Here is a 19233-nt window from a genome sequence, read left to right as displayed (position 1 = left end):
CTACAGCCTACTATCGCCGCCGGTGCGTGTAGCGCCGGCGACATAACCCCGGTCCTTGTCGACGACGTTGCCGAGCACCGTGGCCAACGGTACGGACGCATCGAGGTAGCGCCGCAGGTTCGTGAGGAACTGTTCGGCGAGTACGTCGCGCCATCCGACGACGTCACCGCTCATGTGCGGGGAGATGGCGACGTTCTCCATCGCCCACAGCGGGCTCGACGGGTCGAGCGGTTCGTCGGTGAACACGTCGAGCGAGGCCGCACCGATGTCGCCGGACCTCAGTGCGTCGATCAAGGCCGGTTCGTCGACAAGCTGACCGCGCCCGACGTTGATGAGGTGTGCGTCAGGTCGCATCGCGGCCAGCACGGCGGCGTCGATCATCCGCTCGGTCTGCGGGGTCAACGGGGCGATGGCCACGACCGTGTCCACGTCACCGACATGGTCGGCGAGCTGCGCGGTCTCGACAACTGCGCCGAAGTCGGGGTCGTCGGTGCGGGCGGTACGGCCAGCCCCGGTGACCCGGATGCCCGCGGCCCGCAGCAACCGGGCGGTGGCGCGCCCGATCCCACCGGTGCCGATGACAAGCGCCGACGTCCCCTCGGTACGCGTGGTCTCCCGATGCCGCCACACGCGCTCGCGCTGGTACCGCTTGGAGGTGTGTAACTGCTTGTGGTGGGCGAAGATCGAGGCCAGTACGAACTCCGCGATGGGTTGATCGAAAACACCGGCGGCGTTGGTGACGACGATGTCAGAGCGACGCAGATCGTCGAACAACAGCGAGTCGACGCCGGCGGCGCATACGTGCACCCAACGGAGATCGGCGGTCGCGGGACCCCAATTGTCCTTCAGCGCACGGGAAAAGAAGTCCCACACGAGCAGCACATCGGCTCCGCTCAGCGCCGCGGGCAAGGTCTGCGCGGTGCAGGGTCGGATGGTGGCGAGCTCCGAGATCTGATCGAGGTTGGCGGGCTCCGGGACGCCGTCGGCCCCGAGGATCGCGATGGTCGGTCGTTGTGTGGCCACGCCTCACCGTAACCAGGCGCCGCGGTTCTGGCCGCACCTATGGGTTCTGGCCGCAGTTCGGACGCCAAGCCGGAATCCGGAACTGCGGCCGGAAACCCTCCTCTGCACGCGCCGGACCAGGGACGATGTCTAATTGTTGACAATCCGACGATCGACCGTCACCGTGTACGCATGACCGTCACTGCCGAAGCCATGAACACCGCCCAGACCGCGTCGCTGAGTCCCGCGCTCAAGCAGGCCACGCCCGTTGTCGTCGACCATGCGCAGGGCTCGTGGATCCGCGGAACCGACGGCAACGACTACCTCGACTTCACCACCGGTATCGGCGTCACCAGTACCGGTCACTGCCACCCGCGCGTGGTCGCCGCAGCGCAGGAGCAGTGCACCAAGATCATCCATGCCCAGTACACGACGGTGATGCATCAGCCGCTGCTCGAACTGACCGAGAAGCTCGGTGGCGTGCTACCCCTGGGTCTCGATTCGGTCTTCTACGCCAACTCCGGATCGGAGGCCGTCGAGGCCGCCATCCGGTTGGCCCGGATGGCCACCGCCCGACCCAACATCATCGTCTTCCAGGGCGGTTTCCACGGCCGCACCGTCGCCGCGGCCAGCCTCACGACAGCGGGCACCCGCTTCTCGGCCGGGTTCTCACCGCTCATGTCCGGCGTGCACATGTCACCGTTCCCGTATGCCTACCGCTACGGCTGGGGCACCGACGCCGCCGTCGACTTCGCGCTGCGCGAGCTCGACTACCTGCTGCAGTCACGCGTTGCACCCAACGACACCGCCGCGTTCCTCATCGAACCGGTGCTCGGCGATGGCGGCTACCTACCGACCCCACCGCGATTCCTGGAGGGTCTGCGTGAACGCGCGGATCGCCACGGCATCCTGTTCATCCTCGACGAGGTACAAGCCGGCTTCGGCCGCACCGGCAAGTTCTGGGGACATCAGCACGCGTCGGATCTGACTCCCGACATCCTCATCACCGCCAAGGGCCTGGCCTCGGGCTTTCCCATCTCGGCCATCGCCGCCTCCACCGAACTGATGAGCAAGGCGTGGCCGGGGTCGCAGGGCGGCACCTACGGCGGCAACGCCGTCGCCGCGGCCGCCGCCGTGGCCACCATCGACGTCATCCGCGACGAGAATCTGGTGGAGAACGCCCGGGTCCGGGGCGAGCAACTGCTCACCGGGCTGCAGGAGATCGCCGGGCGCTTCGACGCGATCGGCGATGTCCGGGGGCTTGGCCTGATGGCCGGAATCGAGTTCGTCAAGACAGACGCCGCCGACGTGCCGGTGCCCGATGCCGCGGCCGCCGCGGCGGTTCAGCAGGCCACCACCCGGCACGGCCTACTCACTCTCACCTGCGGGCCCGCCGGCAACGTGGTGCGCCTGATCCCGGCGCTGGTGGTGACCGAGGACGAGATCGCCCTGGGACTGGAACGATTCGCCGCAACGCTGTCCGATGTGTTCGCAGACGATACGCTCGGACAGAGATGACCGATGTCAGCACCAGGGGGCCGGCAGCCACCGGAGATGTAGACGTCTCCGGTGAACTCGCTGCGCTCGGTCTCGAGGTCGATGCGTCCTCCCGCCGACGTGCCGAATACTCCTACGACGCTTCCAATTACCGGATTCGTCCGATTGCGGTGGTTTTTCCGCACACCGACGTCGACGTCGCGTGTACCGCGGCGTACTGCCACGCGCACGGCATCCCGCTCATCGCGCGTGGCGGCGGGACGTCGATGGGCGGCAACGCCATCGGCACCGGCGTCGTCATCGACCTCTCCCGGCACATGGATCGGTTGCGCGCCGTCGACGCCGCATCGGGCACCGCCGTCGCCGAGAGCGGCATCGTCCTCACGTCGCTGGCCGCACAGGCCAAGGCGGCCACCGACGGTCGGCTGACGTTCGCACCCGACCCATCGTCGGCGTCACGTGCGACTCTCGGCGGCGCCATCGGCAACGATGCGTGCGGCAACCACTCAGTCCGGCACGGCCGTACCACCGATCATGTCGAGGAGCTCTACCTCGTCACCGCCGACGGGCTGCGGCTCACCGCAACCCGCACCGGCATCCATGCCACCGATCCGGACGATGCCGAAGCCGCGGCACGTGCGGTCGATCTCACCGAGCAGCTCCGCGATCTCACAACCCGCAACCTCGCCATCCTGCGCACCGACCTGGAGACCATCCCGCGGCAGGTGTCGGGATACCACCTGTCGAAGATGCTGCCGGAGAACGGTTTCGACATAGCTCGCGCCCTGGTTGGCAGCGAGGGCACCTGCGCACTGGTGGTGGCCGCCCGGGTACGGCTGGTGCCGGTCGCCACCAGTCCACTGTTGCTGTGCGTCGGCTACCCCAGCGTCAGCGACGCCGCCCGCGATGTGCCCGCCATCCTGCCGTACGCACCGTCGGCGGTGGAGGGCATCGACCGCAAGATCGTCGCGACGATGGCCGCCCGCCGTGGTCGCGACACGGTGAGCGCGTTGCCCGGCATCTCCGACCGCGAGTGCACCGCCTGGCTGTTCATCGACCTCGACGAGCACAGCGCCGCACAGAAATCCGAGACCAACGTGGCGGCCACCGCGAAGCGACTGCTCGATGAGCTCCGGGCCGGCGGGCGGATGATCGCCGGCACCACGGTGCCCGATCCAGTGACCCGCAAGACCCTCTGGCGGGTCCGCGAGGACGGTGCGGGACTCTCGTCACGCCTGGCCGACCCCGATGACGACAACGTCGACAGCGGTTACGAGTCCTGGCCCGGCTGGGAGGATGCCGCGGTCGCCCCGGACCGACTGGCCGACTATCTCGACGACTTCACCGGCCTTCTCGATCGGCACGGGCTCACCGGGGTGATGTACGGGCACTTCGGCGCCGGGTGCATGCACGTACGCATCACCTTCGATCTGCGCACCGCCGACGGCCGGGCGACCATGGACAGGTTCTGCAACGACGCCGCTCATCTCGTTGTGGCCCATGGCGGTTCGCTGTCCGGTGAACACGGCGACGGCCGGGCACGATCGGCTCTTCTCCCGGTGATGTACTCCCCCGCCATGCTCAGCGCCTTCGCGGAATTCAAGCGGATCTGGGATCCCACCGGCACGCTCAACCCCGGCTCCATCGTCGATCCGCCGCCGATCACCGCCGACCTCGCGCTCGCCGACGTCCCGGCCCGCACCTGGTCGACCATGTTCGATCTCGGCACCCCCGATCCCACACAGGCTGCCCCGAGCAGTGGCGTCGGGACCGACCCGGGGCTCGACCCGTTCGTGCACGCCGTCCAGGGCTGTATCGGGGTCGGGCGGTGCCGCGCGTCGTCGGGCGGCGTGATGTGCCCCAGCTATCGCGCCACCCGCGACGAGAAGGACTCCACGCGCGGCCGTGCGCGAGTGCTGCAGGACATGGTGCGCACCGCCCCCGACGTCGAATCCGGCTGGCAGTCCACCGATGTCGCCGATGCCCTCGACCTGTGCCTGTCGTGCAAGGCGTGCTCCACCGACTGTCCCACCGGTGTCGACATGGCGACCTACAAGTCGGAGTTCCTCCACCATCACTACGCCGGGCGTCGGCGACCACTGTCGCACTACTCCCTGGGTTGGATGCCGGCCTGGCTGGGCGTCGCCGGTGCGCTGGCACCGATGATCAATGCGAGCCTGCGCAGTCCGCTGCGCCGCGTGGCCGCCCGGGCCGGGGGACTCGACCCGCGCCGCAGCATGCCCTGCTTCGCACGTCGACGCGATCGGCGGCGTCATCTGGGCGCGCTGCCCGAGGTCGGTTCCACCTCCGACGTCATCTTGTTCATCGATTCGTTCACGCAGGCATTCCGGCCGCAGGTCGCCACGGCCGCCGCCGACGTCCTCGGTGCCACCGGCGCACAGGTCGGCTGCCACGCGGACAACTGCTGTGCCCTCACCTGGATCTCCACCGGGCAGCTCAAGCACGCGCGAAAAGTGTTGACGCGCACTGCCGACGCTCTCGACGACGGCACCGATCGGCCGATCGTGCTACCCGAACCCAGTTGCGCCGCAGCGCTACGCAAGGACCTCCCGGAACTCGTCCACACCGATGCGGCGCGACGGGTGTCGAAGCGGGTGCACAGCTTCGCCGACTATCTCCCGACGCTCATCGAGCAGGGGTGGACGCCGAGCGGACTACCCGAATCGGTGACGCTGCAGACGCATTGCCACGAGTACGCGGTGTTCGGCGCGCGCACCGGCGCGACGGTGCTGGAATCACTCGGCGTGCAGGTGCACACCTCCGACGGATGCTGCGGCGTCGCCGGGAACTTCGGATTCGAGCGTGGGCACTACGAGGTGAGTGTCGCGGTCGCCGAGAACGCCCTGGCACCCGCGTTGCGTTCGGCACCCGAGCGCCCGGTGATCACCGACGGGTTCAGTTGTGCGATGTCGGTGGACCACCTATCCGCGACCGATCCAGAGATTCGTTCCACCGGAATTCATCTCGCCGAACTCCTCACCCGCTCCCCCGCACCTCCCCGCGCGCCGACAGAACCCCAGAACGCGCCGAGCGAACCTCCCGCAGCGCCGACAGAACCCCGGTATCCGTCGACGGAATCCGATCCCTCATCGACAGCACCCGACAACCAGGAAGGAGCGTGACCATGACGGCCACCATCCCCACCACGGACGCCGCGCAGGCCATCGCGCGCCTGCACACCGACCTGTTCATCGACGGCCAATGGCGACCCGCCGCCTCGGGTGCCACCTTCACGGTGGAGAATCCCGCCACCGGTGCGCCGCTGACGGTGGTCGCCGACGGTTCCGCCGACGACGCGCGCCTGGCCCTGGCAGCCGCCGCCGCACACCAGGCCGATTGGGCGGCGACCTCACCGCGCTCCCGCAGCGAGATCCTTTATCGCGCTTATCAGATCATCATGGATCGCGTCGACGAGATCGCCGCGGTGATGACCGCCGAGATGGGCAAACCACTGGCCGAGGCCAAGGGCGAGGTCGCCTACGGCGCCGAGTTCTTCCGCTGGTTCGCCGAAGAAGCCGTGCGCATCGGCGGCGACCACACCGTCACCGGCGACGGCAACAACCGGGTCGTGGTCAGCAAACAGCCCGTCGGCCCGTGCATCCTGATCACCCCCTGGAACTTCCCCCTCGCCATGGGAACCCGCAAGATCGGTCCGGCCGTCGCGGCGGGCTGCACGATGGTGTTCAAACCGGCCGAGCTGACGCCACTGACCGCGTTGCTGCTCACCGACATTCTGCGCGAGGCCGGCCTACCCGACGGTGTCCTCAATGTGGTGACCACCACCGATCCCGGTGCCGTGGTGGGTGAATGGATGACGTCGGGCGATGCCCGCAAGGTCAGCTTCACCGGGTCCACCGAGGTCGGCAAGATCCTGCTGGGCCAGGCCGCGGGCACGGTGATGCGCACGTCGATGGAACTCGGCGGCAACGCTCCGTTCATCGTGTGCGCCGACGCCGACGTCGACCGGGCCATCGACGGCGTGATGGTGGCCAAGATGCGCAACATGGGCCAGGCCTGCACCGCGGCCAATCGGATCTTTGTGCACCGCGACGTGCTCGACGCCTTCACCGACAAACTGTCGGCACGTATGGGCGGGCTCGTCGTCGGCGACGGCGCCGCCGACGGCACCCAGGTGGGTCCGCTCGTCGAGCAGAAGGCCACCGACAAGGTCACCACCCTCGTCGACGACGCACTCGAGCGTGGCGCCCGCATCGTCTGCGGCGGTGAGCGACCGGATGGACCCGGGCATTTCTATCCGCCCACCGTGCTGACCGATGTGGATCCTGCCGCCGACCTCATGCACACCGAGATCTTCGGCCCGGTGGCAGCGATAATCCCGTTCGGCACCGCCGGCGGTGACGCGAAGTCCGATGACGACGAGGTGCTGCGGTTGGCCAACGACACCCCCTGGGGCCTCGTCGGTTATCTCTACACCCAGGACATCGACCGCGCCGACCGCTTGTCGACGGATCTGCAGGTCGGCATGGTGGGTGTCAACACCGGCCTGGTCTCCAATCCGGCGGCACCGTTCGGCGGCATCAAACAGTCCGGCCTCGGCCGTGAGGGCGGTCGACTCGGCATCGAGGAGTTTCTCGACATAAAGTATGTCTCGCGGCCTATCGCCCGCTGACGCACCAGTATTCACCGGCCACACCACCGGCCGGGACGACCCGACAGGAGACCACGGATGTACCTCGGCGCTCAGCTGTTCACCGACAGCGAGTACGAGCAGCGCCTGACCCGTGTCCGCGAACTCATGGACCGGCAGGGCCTCTCGGCGATCATCGTCACCGACCCCGCCAACATCTTCTATCTCATCGGGTACAACGCGTGGTCGTTCTACACCCCACAGATGCTCTTCGTGCCGATCGAGGGCGAGATGGTGTTCTTCGCCCGGGAGATGGATGCGCACGGCGCACACCGGACGTCATGGCTACCCGAGGATCAGATCGTCGGCTACCCGGAGAGCTACGTGCACCGTCCGCACGTCCACGCATTCGACTGGGTGGCATGGGCGTTGCGCCAGCGCCACCAGATCGCACCGGCGTCGCGGGCCGGGTCGGTGGGGTTGGAGATGGATTCGCACTTCTTCTCCCCCAAGGCCTACCGGGCCCTGTACAACGCCATTCCGGAATGGAAACTGGTGGACAACTTCGAATTGGTCAACTGGGTGCGGTCGGTGAAATCCGACGCCGAGATCCAGTTGATGCGCCAGGCCGGCATGGTGTGTTCGGAGGCGATGCGCGCAGCCATCGAGACCATCGACGTCGGTGTTCGCCAATGCGATGCAGCTGCGGCGATCTCGCAGGCGCAGATCACCGGGACATCGGACTTCGGCGGTGACTATCCGGCGATCGTGCCGATGATGCCGACCGGGGCCGCCGCCGACACACCGCATCTCACCTGGCATCAGGGCACGTTCACCGACGACGAGGCGGTCGTCATCGAACTCACCGGCGCCCACAACCGATATCACTGTCCCTTGGCCCGCACGGTGTCCCTCGGCACACCGTCGAAAGATCTCGACTACGTCGCCAACGCCACCGCGGAAGGTCTCAACAACGTCCTCGAGGCCATCCGTCCGGGCGTCGCCACTCGCGAACTGGCGTCCACCTGGAACTGGACGCTGGCCAAGTACGGGCTCGAAAAGCCATCCCGCCTGGGCTATTCGATCGGTATCGGATACCCGCCCGACTGGGGCGAGCGCACCATCAGCATCCGCACTGAGGACGAGACGATCCTGGAGACCAACATGACCTTCCACATCGTGTGCGGAATGTGGATGGACGACTACGGTTTCGAACTCTCCGAATCGGTGCGGGTCAGCCCCACCGGAGTGGAGACGTTCACGAGTTTCCCGCGGGAGCTGATCCGAAAATGAAGCCCCGATCCCTGACGGCCGAGCGTCACCCCCCGACCCCTGAGGAGCGGGGCGCTAGCCGAGCGTCACGAAGGGCCCCAACCACGCCGAGAGAGGTGAACCGATGACCGCCACCGCCGACACCCACAACCTGCGCCATTCCGGTCCCACCCTGCCGCTGGCGGGCCGGGCCAAAGATCTGGTCGGCTCGATGATCGACTCGTCCACGTCGCTGCTGGCGGCCCAGACCCACGACATCGTGCGCTTCGCGATGGGCTCACCCGCCGACGAAGCGGTACCGGCCGACGAGTTCCGGCAGATCGCCGGGGAGATCCTCGACAACTCGTCGTTCACCTACGGTGCCACCGAGGGTGAACCGCGCCTGCTACAACTGCTGGTCGACTACCTGGCCACCACCCCGGATCCGTCCAGCCTCGACCGGCTGGTCATCACCACCGGCGGCATGCAGGGCCTCGATCTGGCCTGCAAGCTGTTCGTCGATCCGGGCGATCTGGTGATCGTGGAGTCACCCACGTACACCAACGGCAGCGCCACCGCCCTCTCCTACGGTGCGCAGCTGCTCGAGGTCCCGACCGACGAGGACGGCATGCAGGTCGACACCCTAGAGGATCTCGTCTCCCACACCCATCAGACGCCCAAGGCGATCTACACGATCCCCACCTTCCAGAACCCGTCGGGTGTGACCCTGTCCGAGGAGCGCCGACGCGAACTGCTGCGCCTGGCCCACAAGTGGGGTGCGGTGATCATCGACGACGACCCGTACGGCCTGCTGCGTTTCGCCGGCGAGGACCTGCCCACGTTCCAGACGCTGAGCCCCAAGGACCCACTGATCTTCTCGGTGCGGACGTTCTCCAAGATCCTCGCGCCGGGCTGGCGGGTCGGCTGGGTCGACGCCGACGCGTCGTTGCGCCAACTGCTCATCAACGGCAAGCAGGCGATGGACACCTGCACGAATGTGCCGAACCAGCACATCGTGGCCGAGTACATCGCCCGCGGCGGCCTGGAGGATCATCTCGCCGGAATCCGCAAGCTCTACCGGGAACGCAAGGAGGCCATGCTGGACTCCATCGCTCGACATCTCGGCGATCGGGTGGTCACCACCAACCCGGACGGCGGCTTCTTCCTCTGGGTCACCCTGCGTGAGGAGTTCGCCGAGATCGACACCCGCGAGTTGTTCGAGCAGGCGCTGGCCGACGGGGTGGCGTTCATCCCCGGTCCCGCGCTGTCGCCGGGTGGTCGGTTCCGCAACGCCATGCGGCTGTGCTTCGCCTCGAGTACTCCGGAGCGGATCGAGGAGGGCATCGCCCGCCTGACCGGCACGCTGGAGAAGATGGCTCATACTGGATGACGGAATCCATTCGATGACCAGAAGAGCTCCCGGAGGTCGCGACGTGTCCCTGTCCGAAGCCGAGTCCGGCGTGTTGTCCCACATCAACGCCGATACCGTCGCCATGCTGACGGCGAGTCTCGTCGAGGCATCCAGTGAGAATCCCGGCGGCACCGAGGCCGCAGCGGTCGAGGTGCTCGAGAAGGCCTGCCGCAGCGCGGGTTTCTCGGTCGCGACGCGAGAAGTGGAGCCGGGGCGACCGAATCTGGTGGCCACCATGGCCGCAGGTGACGGACCGGGGTTGATGTTGCTGGGACACTCCGATGTGGTGCCCGCCGGCCCGGGCTGGTCGGCGGACCCGTACCGCGCGCGCTATGCCGACGGCCGGTTGTACGGGCGTGGCGCCACCGACATGAAAGGTGGGTTGGCGGCGGCCGTGGTCGCCATGCAGGCGCTGTCACATGCCGGCGCCTATGGTGCCGAACTGACCGGACCTGTCCGGCTGGTGTGCACGGTCGACGAGGAGGAGCACGGGATCGGTGTGCGCGATTTCGTCGCTCAGCAACCCGATCACGAGTTCGCCGGCTGCATCGTGGCCGAACCCACCGACCTCGAAGTGGTCCGGGGGTGCCGTGGCGCCTCCTACCTGGAGATCGACATCACCGGGCGTGCAGCTCATTCCGGGCGTCCGGCCGACGGACGCAGCGCCATCAATGCGGCCGCGTCCATCATCGATCTGATCCGTTTTGATCATGATCAGCTGGCGATGACGTCTGACGACCTACTCGGTTCGGGCACCTGGAATGTGGGCACGATTGCCGGCGGCCAAGGCATCTCGGTGGTGGCACCGATGTGCAGTCTCGGCATCGACCGACGGCTGATGCCGCACGAGGATGCCCAGAGCATCGCCGCTCAACTGCGCCGGGCGATCTCGGCGGCCCACATCGATACCGACGGAGTGTCGGTGGATGTTCGGGTCACCATGGAGATGCCGGGATTCGCCACCGACGAATCACACGCGCTGGTCGGTACCACCGTTGGCGCCATCACCGATGCCGGTGGCACCACCTCGGTCGGCGGCTGGAGCGCCGCCTGCGATGGCGGCTTTGTCAGCCGCGATCTGGGCATCCCGGCCATCGTCTGCGGACCGGGCGAAATCCACAGCGAGGCACATCAACCCGACGAATCGGTGGCGATCGCCGACCTGGAGACCGCCGCCCGGGCCTACGCACTCACCGCCCTGCGGCTACTGAGCTGAGAGTCGGTCCGACCACCACCGCTGATCGAGTAACCCACCAGCCGCCATGCCAGCGCGCACTACCTCTGCTGATCGAGTAGCCCGCGAGCCGCCAAGCCAGCGCGCACTACCTCTGCTGATCGAGTAGCCCGCGAGCCGCCAGGCGAGCGCGCGTTACCTCTGCTGATCGAGTAGCCCGCGAGCCGCCAAGCCAGCGCGCACTACCTCTGCTGATCGAGTAGCCCGCGAGCCGCCAGGCGAGCGTGCGTATCGAGATCCCCCCAACACACACCCGCCCGGCCGACCCCGTCAGGCCGCCCGTGCGGCCATCGCGAGATCGCGTTCCTTGGACGGGATCTCCGAGCCCCGGATCGACACTCCCGCGGTCTCCTTGAGGAAGACCAGAGCGACCATACCGATGGCGCACGCGATCATCATGTACAACGCGGGGAACAGATTCCATCCGGTCCCCTCCACCACCGCGTCGTTCACCAGCGGCGCAGTACCACCGAACGCGGCGGTCGCTACGTTGTAGGAGATCGCGAAGCCCGCATACCGCACCTGCGTCGGGAACATCGCCGGGAAGGTCGCCGAGATCGTGGACAGCTGCGGGATGTAGAGCAGCCCCAGGATCACGAAGCCCATGATCGCCCAGCCAAAGCCCTGGCCCATCAGCCAGTACAGCGGCAATGCGAGGACGAACAGGCCGATGAGCGACGCCCACCACATCGGTTTTCGTCCGGTCCGGTCCGACCAGGCACCGAAGAACGGGATCACCGCCATCATCACCAACTCACCGATGAGGATGACCGCCGTACTGGTGTCCGTACTCATCCCGATGGTGTTCTCTAGATAGGTCGGTTGATACGCCAAGAGCGTGTAGTTGGCCACGTTCAGCGCGATCACCATGCCGAACATGACCACGACGGGCTGCCAGTACGTCTTGACGAGGTCGATCAGCTCACGACCGGGTGACGCCTCGAGTTTGTGTTCGTCCTCGAGTTCCTCGAACACCGGCGACTCGTCGACCTGGGTACGGAGGTAGAGCCCGACGAGGCCGAGCGGGAGGGCGAGGAAGAACGGCAGGCGCCATCCCCAGGTGGCCATCGCGTCGTCGGTCAGCAGCAGGTCGAGCAACAACACCACCGCGGATCCGAGGACGAATCCGGCGAGAGTGCCGAATTCGAGGAAACTGCCGTAGCGTCCGCGCTTCTTGTCGGGTGCGTACTCGGCCATGAAGGTTGCCGCGCCACCGTACTCGCCACCGGTGGAGAATCCTTGCACCACACGCAGCAGGATCAGCAGTACCGGAGCCCACACGCCGGCCACGGCGTGGGTGGGAAGGACGCCGATCAACGCGGTCGCACCGGAGATCAGCACGATGGTCAGGGCAAGCACCGAACGTCGTCCGATGCGGTCTCCGATGGGTCCCCAGACGAAGCCGCCGAGGGGGCGGAGCACGAATGAGATGGCGAACCCGAGCATCGTGCCCAGGGTGCCGAGATCGCCGGGGAAGAAGGCGTCGGTCAGATACGTCGCGGTCGCGGCGTAGACACCGTAGTCATACCACTCGGTGGCGTTGCCGATGGCCGATGCGCTGATTGCTTTGCGCAGGATCGACTTTCCCTCGGGTGATTCTGGGTCCGGTCTGGGGTGTGCATTCGCCGCGGACGGCGTGGGATTCGTCATCTGAGCCTTCCTCGATTTGGTTCGGCCAGTTGTCGTGTGTGGGGTTCACGGAGGTGAACGACGCGTGGTGCGATCGAGAAGCAACGATGACGAGATGGGACCGATCAGAGACCTGCTGCGATCACCCCGCCGACACCACGCCGGCCAGATCGGGAATGTCATCTCCGACCAGTCGGTGCAGTCCGTCGTTCATGTGCTCGATCATCAGCGCGTCGGCCGCCGGCGCGTTTTTCGCCGCGATGGCGTCGACCAATGCCTGATGTTCCTCTATCCGTTCCTTTCCCGATGCGTAGGTTCCCCGCATCGCCCGCAGACACATTCGCGTCTCCACCAGGATCGTTTCGTGCAACCGCGAAAGTCGCTGGCTGGCGGCGTGATCCACCAGCGTCTGGTGAAAACGCATGTCTGCGTCGGCCATCTCGACCCCGTTCGGGTCATCGATGAACTCTCGCATCTGTGCCACTACATCATTCAAGTCGTCGATGGCGTCGTGATCCCCACGATAGATCACCTGTTCCACCGCGGCACGTTCGACTGCAGTTCTCGCCACGTACATGTCCCGTATGTCCGAATTGTCCATCGACACAACGAAAAGGCCGCGATTCCGATGGCTGACGAGCAACCCTTCGGCGGTGAGTCGTTGCATCGCTTCCCGCAGCGGTCCACGGCTCACCCCGAGGTCGGCGGCCAGCCCCGATTCGGTCAATTGCGACCCCGGCGCGAAGTCGCCGTTGGCGATGGCATCGTGCAGTTTGCGCGCGATGATCGCCGGCGTCGACTCCTGCACGAGCGGGGTCAGGACCCGTTTGCGTCCGGATCCTCGTTGCCGCGTTCCACTCATCTGCATTACCCCTTGTTGTTTACTCTCATGCACGCCGATACGAGAGTGTTTCGCCGCGCGCGCCGCCCATCCAGATGTCGTTGCACGCCGCGGCGAACGCGTCGAGCCCCTCGGTGATGGTCCCGAACACGTTGCCCGGCACCCAGCCCACGTCCCCGTTGATCAGCAGATTGTTGCGTCCGTAGAAGACCGCGAGATCGATCAGCAGACGATGTGCGCCCGGCGCACCGCCGGGTTCATACCCGTAAGCAGGGTTGTCGAGCACGCCGTCGAAGGTGAAGTAGCACAGGTCGCCGGGGATCGGGGTCACGGTGGTGTTCTCCGGACCCGGCTCGACCGGCGCGAAGGCCGGTAGCAGGGTGTAGATCTCGTTGCGGGCGAATTTGCCGTGATATACCTGGTCACCCAACGGAAGCGCATCCCACACGGCCGCCGCGGTACGCGGCGCCTCGTCGTCGAGCAAGCGCGCCACCGCGGTGACACCGCGCTGTTCGAGTGTGACCGTGATGTAGCGGTCGCTCATCGTGCGCCCTCCCGGGTCCGGAACGGCGCGATACGCTCGTATGCCGCCGCCACCCGCAGTACCGTGTCGTCGGCGTGGCGGGCACCGACGATCTGCAGGCCGGTCGGCAACGGCGCAATCGCGTCATCGTCGAATCCGCTCGGCACGGTGATCGCCGGTTGACCGGTCAGGTTGAACGGATAGGAATAGGGCGTCCACGACGTCCAGTCCGGCGAGTCAGATCCAGCCGGCACGTCGACGCCGGCCTCGAACGCTACCCGCGGCGTGCTGGGTGTGATGAGCACGTCGTAGTCGAGATGCAGGTTACCCATCTCGACGCCGAGCGCCATCCGCACGGCGGTGGCATCGAGGTAGTCGGTTGCCGAGAAACCGGCGTGACGGGCCAATGCCGCAGCCAAACCGTGGTCGATCTTCTCGTGCGCGCCCGGGCCCAGCGCGCGCACCACCACGTCGGCGCCACTGAACCACAGGATGTGATACGCCCATGCCGGGTCCGACCAGCTCAGGTCGATCTCGGTCACCGAGGCACCCAGCCCACGCAATGCATCGACGGCTACCTCGGTGTTGCGTTGCACCACTGGGGAGTTGGTTCCGAAACCCAGATCGGGGCTGTAGGCGATCCGGACTCCGTCCAGATGATCCGGTGCGAGCGCGAGCTTCTCGGCCGAACTCGTGGTCGGTGTCGGCATCGCCCACCAATCGCGCGGATCGAATCCACTCAGCACGTCGAGCATCGTCGCGCAGTCGGCGACCGTGCGCGTCATCGGGCCGGCATGTGCCAGAGTCCCGAAGGGACTCGCCGGATACAGCGGGACACGACCAAAGGTCGGTTTGAAACCGACGATCCCGCAGAAGGATGCGGGAATGCGGATCGATCCGCCGCCATCGGTGCCGACCGACAGCGGACCGAGACCGGCCGCCACCGCCGCCGCACTGCCGCCACTCGAGCCACCAGAGGTGCGGTCGGAGTTCCACGGGTTGCGGGTGACACCGCACCGCGGGCTGTCGGTGACGCCCTTCCAGCCGAACTCCGGCGTGGTGACCTTGCCCAGCAGCACCGCGCCCGCCTCACGCAGGCGTGCCACCACCGGAGCATCGACGGTCCAGGCGTCATCCTCGGGTTGAATCAGTTCGGATCCCCGCAGGGTGGGCCAGCCCGCTGTCAGGAAGAGATCCTTGATGCTCACCGGCACGCCATCGAGCGGACCCACGGGAATGCCGTCCGCGTGTCGTCGGGCGGACTCGCGGGCGTCGCGCATCGCCGCGTCGGAGTCGACCAGGCAGAATGCGTTGATGACAGGGTTCTCGTCGTCGATGGTCGCGAGTAGTTCTTCGGTCACGGCGACCGGGGAGAGTGCCCCCGACCGGTACCCCGCCCCGAGCTCGGTGGCGGTGCACCAGCGTGCGGTTGTGTCCATCGGTTCCTTCAGCAGATCGTGCGGTTCTTGGTAGATTGTTGACAATCTACCCGGGAGGTCTGTGAGTGACAACCAGAACGCCAACCGTCGCATTGCTCTATCCAGGTCATGCCGCCGAAGACGACTACCCGCTCGCCGAGACCGGCCTCGACGGCGCGATCCGGCTGCCGGTGGTCATCACCGAGATCGAATCCGACGATCACACGGTGGAGGCCATGCGCGCCGTGGGAACCGATACCCCGCTGCGCGAGGGAGCCCAGCGCGCCATGCGCCATGAGCCGGGCGCCCTGATCTGGGCCTGCACGTCCGGCAGCTTCCTATACGGCTGGGAGGGCGCACATGAACAGGTCGCCCGGGTGGCCGACCAGGTGGGTCTGCCGGTGTCTTCGACGTCCCTGGCATTCGCCGCTGCCTGCCGCGAGCTCGGTGTGACGTCGGTGTCGGTTGCCGCCACGTATCCCGCTCCGGTCGCCGACGGTTTCACGACCTTCCTCGCCGGCGCAGGCATCTCGGTGGTGTCCTCGTCGGCCCACGACGTACACACCGCGACCGAAGCGGGAATCCTGGACGGCGACAACCTGTTCGAGATGGTCCGCGCGGCCGACTCGGCCTACACCGAGGCGGTGTTGGTTCCCGACACCGCGCTGCACACCATCGGCTGGATCGCCGATCTCGAACGCGAGGTCGGCAAACCCGTACTCACTGCGAATCAGGTGACCACTTGGCAGGCAACACGTTTAGTCGGCCTACAACTGTCCGTCGACGGCTTGGGGGCGCTGTTCGGCGGCACCGTTCCCGAATCCCGAGTAGCGTCGGCGGGAGTGCATCCCCCGCTGGTTGAGTAGCGGCGAGCGAGCCCGCGAGCCCGCCGCCACCAACCACCGCAACCGATCTCGACAACGTCCCCACGCTGCCCGCTACTCGACAGGCAGTACGGACCGATCACGCACCTCGTGTTCGTGCTGTCGGCGATAGTGACGGTTCCGAGACCGTAGGACCACTGTTGCCAGCGTCGCCGACACCACCGAACCGAACAGCACGCCCACTTTGACGTACTCCTGTCGGTCAGGGTCGCCGGCGAAGGCGAGTTCACCGATCAACAACGACACGGTGAATCCGATGCCGGCCAGCATGGCCGCCCCGATCACATCGACCCACTTGAGACTGGAGTCCAGCGATGCCGGGGTCACCGACGCCACCAGCCAGGTGGTCCCGAAGATCCCCACCACCTTTCCGATCACCAGTCCTGCGACGATCCCCATCGCCACCGGCTCTTGCAGTGCCGAGACGAGACCGCCGACCCCGCCAAAGGCCACCCCCGCAGCGAAGAACGCGAACACCGGAACGGCCACGCCCGAGGAGAGCGGTCGGATCGTGTGCTCGAAACGTTCGGCCAGCCCCGGGCCGTCGTCGCGATCACCGGTTGTGCCGGCACGCAACACCGGCACGGTGAACCCGAGTAGCACTCCGGCAACCGTCGCGTGCACTCCCGACTCGTGCACGAAGGTCCAGGTGAGCCCGGCCAGCGGCACCAGGAGCCACCAGGATGTGATGCGCCGCTGCACGAGAATCGCGAACAGCACCAACGGAATCACTGCCAGACCCAGGAAGGTCAGGTCGATGCTGTCGCTGTAGAACACCGCGATAATGGTGATGGCAAGCAGGTCATCGACGACGGCGAGTGTGAGTAGAAACGTCCGTAGCGCGACCGGCAGATGTGTTGCGACCACTGCGAGAATCGCGATGGCGAAGGCGATGTCGGTGGCCGCCGGTATGGCCCAGCCCTGCATCGCGTCGGCACCCTGACGGTAGGTCACGGCGATGAACAGTGCTGCGGGGACGATCATGCCGCCCAGTGCCGCGGCAACCGGCAGGGCCGCGCGGCGCGGGTCACGGAGATCGCCGGCCACGAATTCCCGTTTGAGTTCGAGTCCGACGACGAAGAAGAAGATCGCGAGCAAGCCGTCGGCAGCCCACGCCGTGAGGCTCAGGTCGAGATGCAGACCGACGACGTCGGCACCGACCTGGGTGTCTCCGAGGGTCTCGTACCCGTCACTCCAGGGCGAGTTCGCCCATACGAGCGCCAGTAGCGCCGCACCCAGGAGCAGGAATCCGCCGACGGTGTCCCGCCGCAGCACATCGGCGAGCCGTCCCGTCGGCGTCTGACGGTGCTGCGTATCAACGGTTTCCGCCGATCCCCGCCCGGTCATGGCGACACATCGTTCGCCACACGATCATGATCCCTTGCGCTCACCGAGCAATGATGTACCCACATGTGGTGTCCTTGGCCTTTCATCGTCGACAACTTGCACGTGGGTGTCACGACAGTGACATCACCTCGTGGCCGACCAGGCTTCCCGGCACACCGCAGCCCAGTGTAGCCTAACGAATCCCGATGGCGCACATCGATTGCCGACAGAGATGCCTCAATCAGATCGAAATACGTTGCCTGCCAACACACCAACGGAAACGGAAGTCACTCGATCATTGCGCCCGACGTCATGTCACCGAAGGTGTGATCGCGATGCCCACGGTGCCTGCCTTGCCGCGCCGCCACGTCGACGCCGTGACCAACACCTTGCCCAGCAGGCCGTACTTACCCTTGATGAGGTCGCGGACGTGTTCGGTGGCTGCCGGGTCGAGGATCTCGGCGGTGCCGTCGACCGCGGCGCCACGGGTGGTCTTGCCGCGGGCGTCGCACGCCTGCACGACGACCCTGCCGTCGCGGCGGATGCGCTTGACCTTCCACGACTCGGCCTCCGTCCACATCACCATGCGATCGCCATCCATCGCCGCCCAGATGGGCGTGGGTTTCGGCGTGCCGTCCTTGCGGAACGTGGTCAGCAGGACGTACTTGGCGTCGGCGGCCTCGCCGAACGGTGCATCGGACATGGATGTCAGGCTACGCGCGCGAACAACGACTGCCCATCGTCGGCGGACAACGACTCGGCCACCAGGCCCGCTTCGGACAGGGTGGCCCACGCGGTGACCTGATTGGCCGACAGCACCGGCTTGCCGAGTTCGGCCTCCATCAGGCCGAGGATCTCGTAGGTCCAGAGATTGGTGCAGGACACGAAGATGGCATCGGCGTCGGGATGGTCGGCCTGCCGGATCAGGTCGCAGGTCACCGCATACGGAATCGTCCAGATCTCATGGTCACGGCCCAATCCTGCCTGTGACACCACCGTTCGGCCGGCCTCGCCGATGAAGTCACACAGCAGGCCGGTCAGCGCTGATGTGTACGGGGTTGCCACTGCGATGCGGCCGAGGTCCATGGCGTCAAGCGCCCGCACCAGCGCCTCCGAGGTGGTCACCGCGGCCTTCGCTCCGGCGGCCACCATGCAGTGCGACAGCTCCTTGGCCCCGGTCATTCCGTAGACGAAACTTCCTGATGCACAGGCGTATCCGACCACGCGCGGGCCGACCGCAGTGATGCTGCGGACAGCGGTGGTGATGTCTGCGTGGTTGTTGAGGTCGCGGCACAGGTCGACATCCACCGGGGCATCGATGAAGCCCGTGCGCGTGAAGTAGATCGACGCCGAGTCGGGCATCCACCGCCACAGCTCCCGGTCGAGCGCCATATCGAACGGGCACACCATCCCAATGCCCACCTGATGCTGGGGGACACCCGTTACCTCTACCGGTTTCATGCTGGAATGATGACACGTTGTCGGATTGTCAACAATCTGTGCGAGATGACATTTGTGTTACGCGATCGACGCTGGTCAGTCGCCCATTTCGATGGCGATGACGCGGGTTCTCTCGGTCCACGCGGGACGACACCGTTCCCGCAGGTC

The 19233-nt window shown here is 66.6% G+C and carries 15 protein-coding genes; 7 read left to right on the top strand and 8 right to left on the bottom strand.

Going from position 1 to position 19233, the window contains the following annotated elements; translation table 11 throughout:
- Nucleotides 1–1023 (bottom strand): D-2-hydroxyacid dehydrogenase, encoded by a 1023-nt coding sequence (locus tag ACIGKQ_RS08710; protein WP_396573228.1) that lies wholly within the window; start codon nt 1021–1023, stop codon nt 1–3.
- Between the two features lie 171 nt (nt 1024–1194).
- Here ACIGKQ_RS08710 and ACIGKQ_RS08705 point away from each other — a divergent pair, with 171 nt between their 5' ends.
- From ACIGKQ_RS08705 to ACIGKQ_RS08680, 6 genes are all read left to right on the top strand, one after another.
- Nucleotides 1195–2520: an aspartate aminotransferase family protein gene (locus tag ACIGKQ_RS08705; protein ID WP_396573226.1), complete on the top strand. Its 1326-nt coding sequence runs from the start codon at nt 1195–1197 to the stop codon at nt 2518–2520.
- Complete coding sequence (locus ACIGKQ_RS08700) at nt 2517–5642, top strand: FAD-binding and (Fe-S)-binding domain-containing protein (RefSeq protein WP_396573224.1); 3126 nt, start codon at nt 2517–2519, stop codon at nt 5640–5642. Before ACIGKQ_RS08705 ends, ACIGKQ_RS08700 begins: the two co-directional genes overlap by 4 nt.
- Before the next feature lie 2 nt (nt 5643–5644).
- Nucleotides 5645–7150 carry an NAD-dependent succinate-semialdehyde dehydrogenase gene (locus tag ACIGKQ_RS08695; RefSeq protein WP_328715022.1) on the top strand — a complete coding sequence of 502 codons (1506 nt, stop codon included), beginning with the start codon at nt 5645–5647 and terminating at the stop codon, nt 7148–7150.
- A 57-nt stretch (nt 7151–7207) separates the two neighbouring features.
- Complete coding sequence (locus ACIGKQ_RS08690; protein ID WP_235724425.1) at nt 7208–8401, top strand: M24 family metallopeptidase; 1194 nt, start codon at nt 7208–7210, stop codon at nt 8399–8401.
- Between the two features lie 103 nt (nt 8402–8504).
- Nucleotides 8505–9749 carry a PLP-dependent aminotransferase family protein gene (locus tag ACIGKQ_RS08685; protein WP_266063475.1) on the top strand — a complete coding sequence of 415 codons (1245 nt, stop codon included), beginning with the start codon at nt 8505–8507 and terminating at the stop codon, nt 9747–9749.
- 13 nt (nt 9750–9762) lie between these two features.
- Nucleotides 9763–10986, top strand: a complete 1224-nt coding sequence (locus tag ACIGKQ_RS08680; RefSeq protein ID WP_396573221.1) for a M20 family metallopeptidase — start codon at nt 9763–9765, stop codon at nt 10984–10986.
- Between the two features lie 288 nt (nt 10987–11274).
- Here the strand turns inward: ACIGKQ_RS08680 and ACIGKQ_RS08675 are convergent, their stop codons facing one another.
- The 4 genes from ACIGKQ_RS08675 to ACIGKQ_RS08660 all read right to left on the bottom strand — a co-directional run bounded on the left by ACIGKQ_RS08675 (nt 11275) and on the right by ACIGKQ_RS08660 (nt 15436).
- Nucleotides 11275–12654, bottom strand: coding sequence for an MFS transporter (locus tag ACIGKQ_RS08675; RefSeq protein ID WP_235724423.1), 1380 nt, complete (start codon nt 12652–12654; stop codon nt 11275–11277).
- 121 nt (nt 12655–12775) lie between these two features.
- Nucleotides 12776–13495 (bottom strand): GntR family transcriptional regulator, encoded by a 720-nt coding sequence (locus ACIGKQ_RS08670; protein ID WP_235724422.1) that lies wholly within the window; start codon nt 13493–13495, stop codon nt 12776–12778.
- Nucleotides 13496–13520: 25 nt separating this feature from the next.
- Nucleotides 13521–14018 carry a DUF3830 family protein gene (locus ACIGKQ_RS08665; RefSeq protein ID WP_235724421.1) on the bottom strand — a complete coding sequence of 166 codons (498 nt, stop codon included), beginning with the start codon at nt 14016–14018 and terminating at the stop codon, nt 13521–13523.
- Nucleotides 14015–15436 (bottom strand): amidase, encoded by a 1422-nt coding sequence (locus tag ACIGKQ_RS08660; protein ID WP_235724420.1) that lies wholly within the window; start codon nt 15434–15436, stop codon nt 14015–14017. Before ACIGKQ_RS08660 ends, ACIGKQ_RS08665 begins: the two co-directional genes overlap by 4 nt.
- A gap of 65 nt (nt 15437–15501) precedes the next feature.
- Here ACIGKQ_RS08660 and ACIGKQ_RS08655 point away from each other — a divergent pair, with 65 nt between their 5' ends.
- Nucleotides 15502–16281, top strand: coding sequence for a maleate cis-trans isomerase (locus tag ACIGKQ_RS08655; protein WP_235724419.1), 780 nt, complete (start codon nt 15502–15504; stop codon nt 16279–16281).
- 72 nt (nt 16282–16353) lie between these two features.
- Here ACIGKQ_RS08655 and nhaA read toward each other — a convergent pair whose 3' ends face one another.
- From nhaA to ACIGKQ_RS08640, 3 genes are all read right to left on the bottom strand, one after another.
- Nucleotides 16354–17646, bottom strand: a complete 1293-nt coding sequence (gene nhaA / locus ACIGKQ_RS08650; protein WP_235724418.1) for a Na+/H+ antiporter NhaA — start codon at nt 17644–17646, stop codon at nt 16354–16356.
- Between the two features lie 289 nt (nt 17647–17935).
- Complete coding sequence (locus ACIGKQ_RS08645; RefSeq protein WP_235724417.1) at nt 17936–18328, bottom strand: PPOX class F420-dependent oxidoreductase; 393 nt, start codon at nt 18326–18328, stop codon at nt 17936–17938.
- A gap of 5 nt (nt 18329–18333) precedes the next feature.
- Complete coding sequence (locus ACIGKQ_RS08640; RefSeq protein WP_235724416.1) at nt 18334–19086, bottom strand: Asp/Glu/hydantoin racemase; 753 nt, start codon at nt 19084–19086, stop codon at nt 18334–18336.
- Nucleotides 19087–19233: the final 147 nt, after the last annotated feature.

This window comes from Gordonia sp. NPDC062954 (assembly GCF_044543825.1).
GTDB lineage: Bacteria > Actinomycetota > Actinomycetes > Mycobacteriales > Mycobacteriaceae > Gordonia > Gordonia tangerina.
The sequence above is the reverse complement of the archived record's forward strand: the minus strand, read 5'-3'. Positions and strand labels throughout refer to the sequence as shown.

What these genes read in the sequence shown, in the direction of transcription:
- ACIGKQ_RS08680 (WP_396573221.1), top strand. Translation starts at nt 9,763, where the DNA reads ATGACCAGAAGAGCTCCCGGAGGTCGCGACGTGTCCCTGTCCGAAGCC.
- ACIGKQ_RS08670 (WP_235724422.1), bottom strand. Translation starts at nt 13,495, where the DNA reads ATGAGTGGAACGCGGCAACGAGGATCCGGACGCAAACGGGTCCTGACC.
- ACIGKQ_RS08690 (WP_235724425.1), top strand. Translation starts at nt 7,208, where the DNA reads ATGTACCTCGGCGCTCAGCTGTTCACCGACAGCGAGTACGAGCAGCGC.
- ACIGKQ_RS08675 (WP_235724423.1), bottom strand. Translation starts at nt 12,654, where the DNA reads ATGACGAATCCCACGCCGTCCGCGGCGAATGCACACCCCAGACCGGAC.
- ACIGKQ_RS08660 (WP_235724420.1), bottom strand. Translation starts at nt 15,436, where the DNA reads ATGGACACAACCGCACGCTGGTGCACCGCCACCGAGCTCGGGGCGGGG.
- nhaA (WP_235724418.1), bottom strand. Translation starts at nt 17,646, where the DNA reads ATGACCGGGCGGGGATCGGCGGAAACCGTTGATACGCAGCACCGTCAG.
- ACIGKQ_RS08695 (WP_328715022.1), top strand. Translation starts at nt 5,645, where the DNA reads ATGACGGCCACCATCCCCACCACGGACGCCGCGCAGGCCATCGCGCGC.
- ACIGKQ_RS08640 (WP_235724416.1), bottom strand. Translation starts at nt 19,086, where the DNA reads ATGAAACCGGTAGAGGTAACGGGTGTCCCCCAGCATCAGGTGGGCATT.
- ACIGKQ_RS08700 (WP_396573224.1), top strand. Translation starts at nt 2,517, where the DNA reads ATGACCGATGTCAGCACCAGGGGGCCGGCAGCCACCGGAGATGTAGAC.
- ACIGKQ_RS08645 (WP_235724417.1), bottom strand. Translation starts at nt 18,328, where the DNA reads ATGTCCGATGCACCGTTCGGCGAGGCCGCCGACGCCAAGTACGTCCTG.
- ACIGKQ_RS08665 (WP_235724421.1), bottom strand. Translation starts at nt 14,018, where the DNA reads ATGAGCGACCGCTACATCACGGTCACACTCGAACAGCGCGGTGTCACC.
- ACIGKQ_RS08705 (WP_396573226.1), top strand. Translation starts at nt 1,195, where the DNA reads ATGACCGTCACTGCCGAAGCCATGAACACCGCCCAGACCGCGTCGCTG.
- ACIGKQ_RS08685 (WP_266063475.1), top strand. Translation starts at nt 8,505, where the DNA reads ATGACCGCCACCGCCGACACCCACAACCTGCGCCATTCCGGTCCCACC.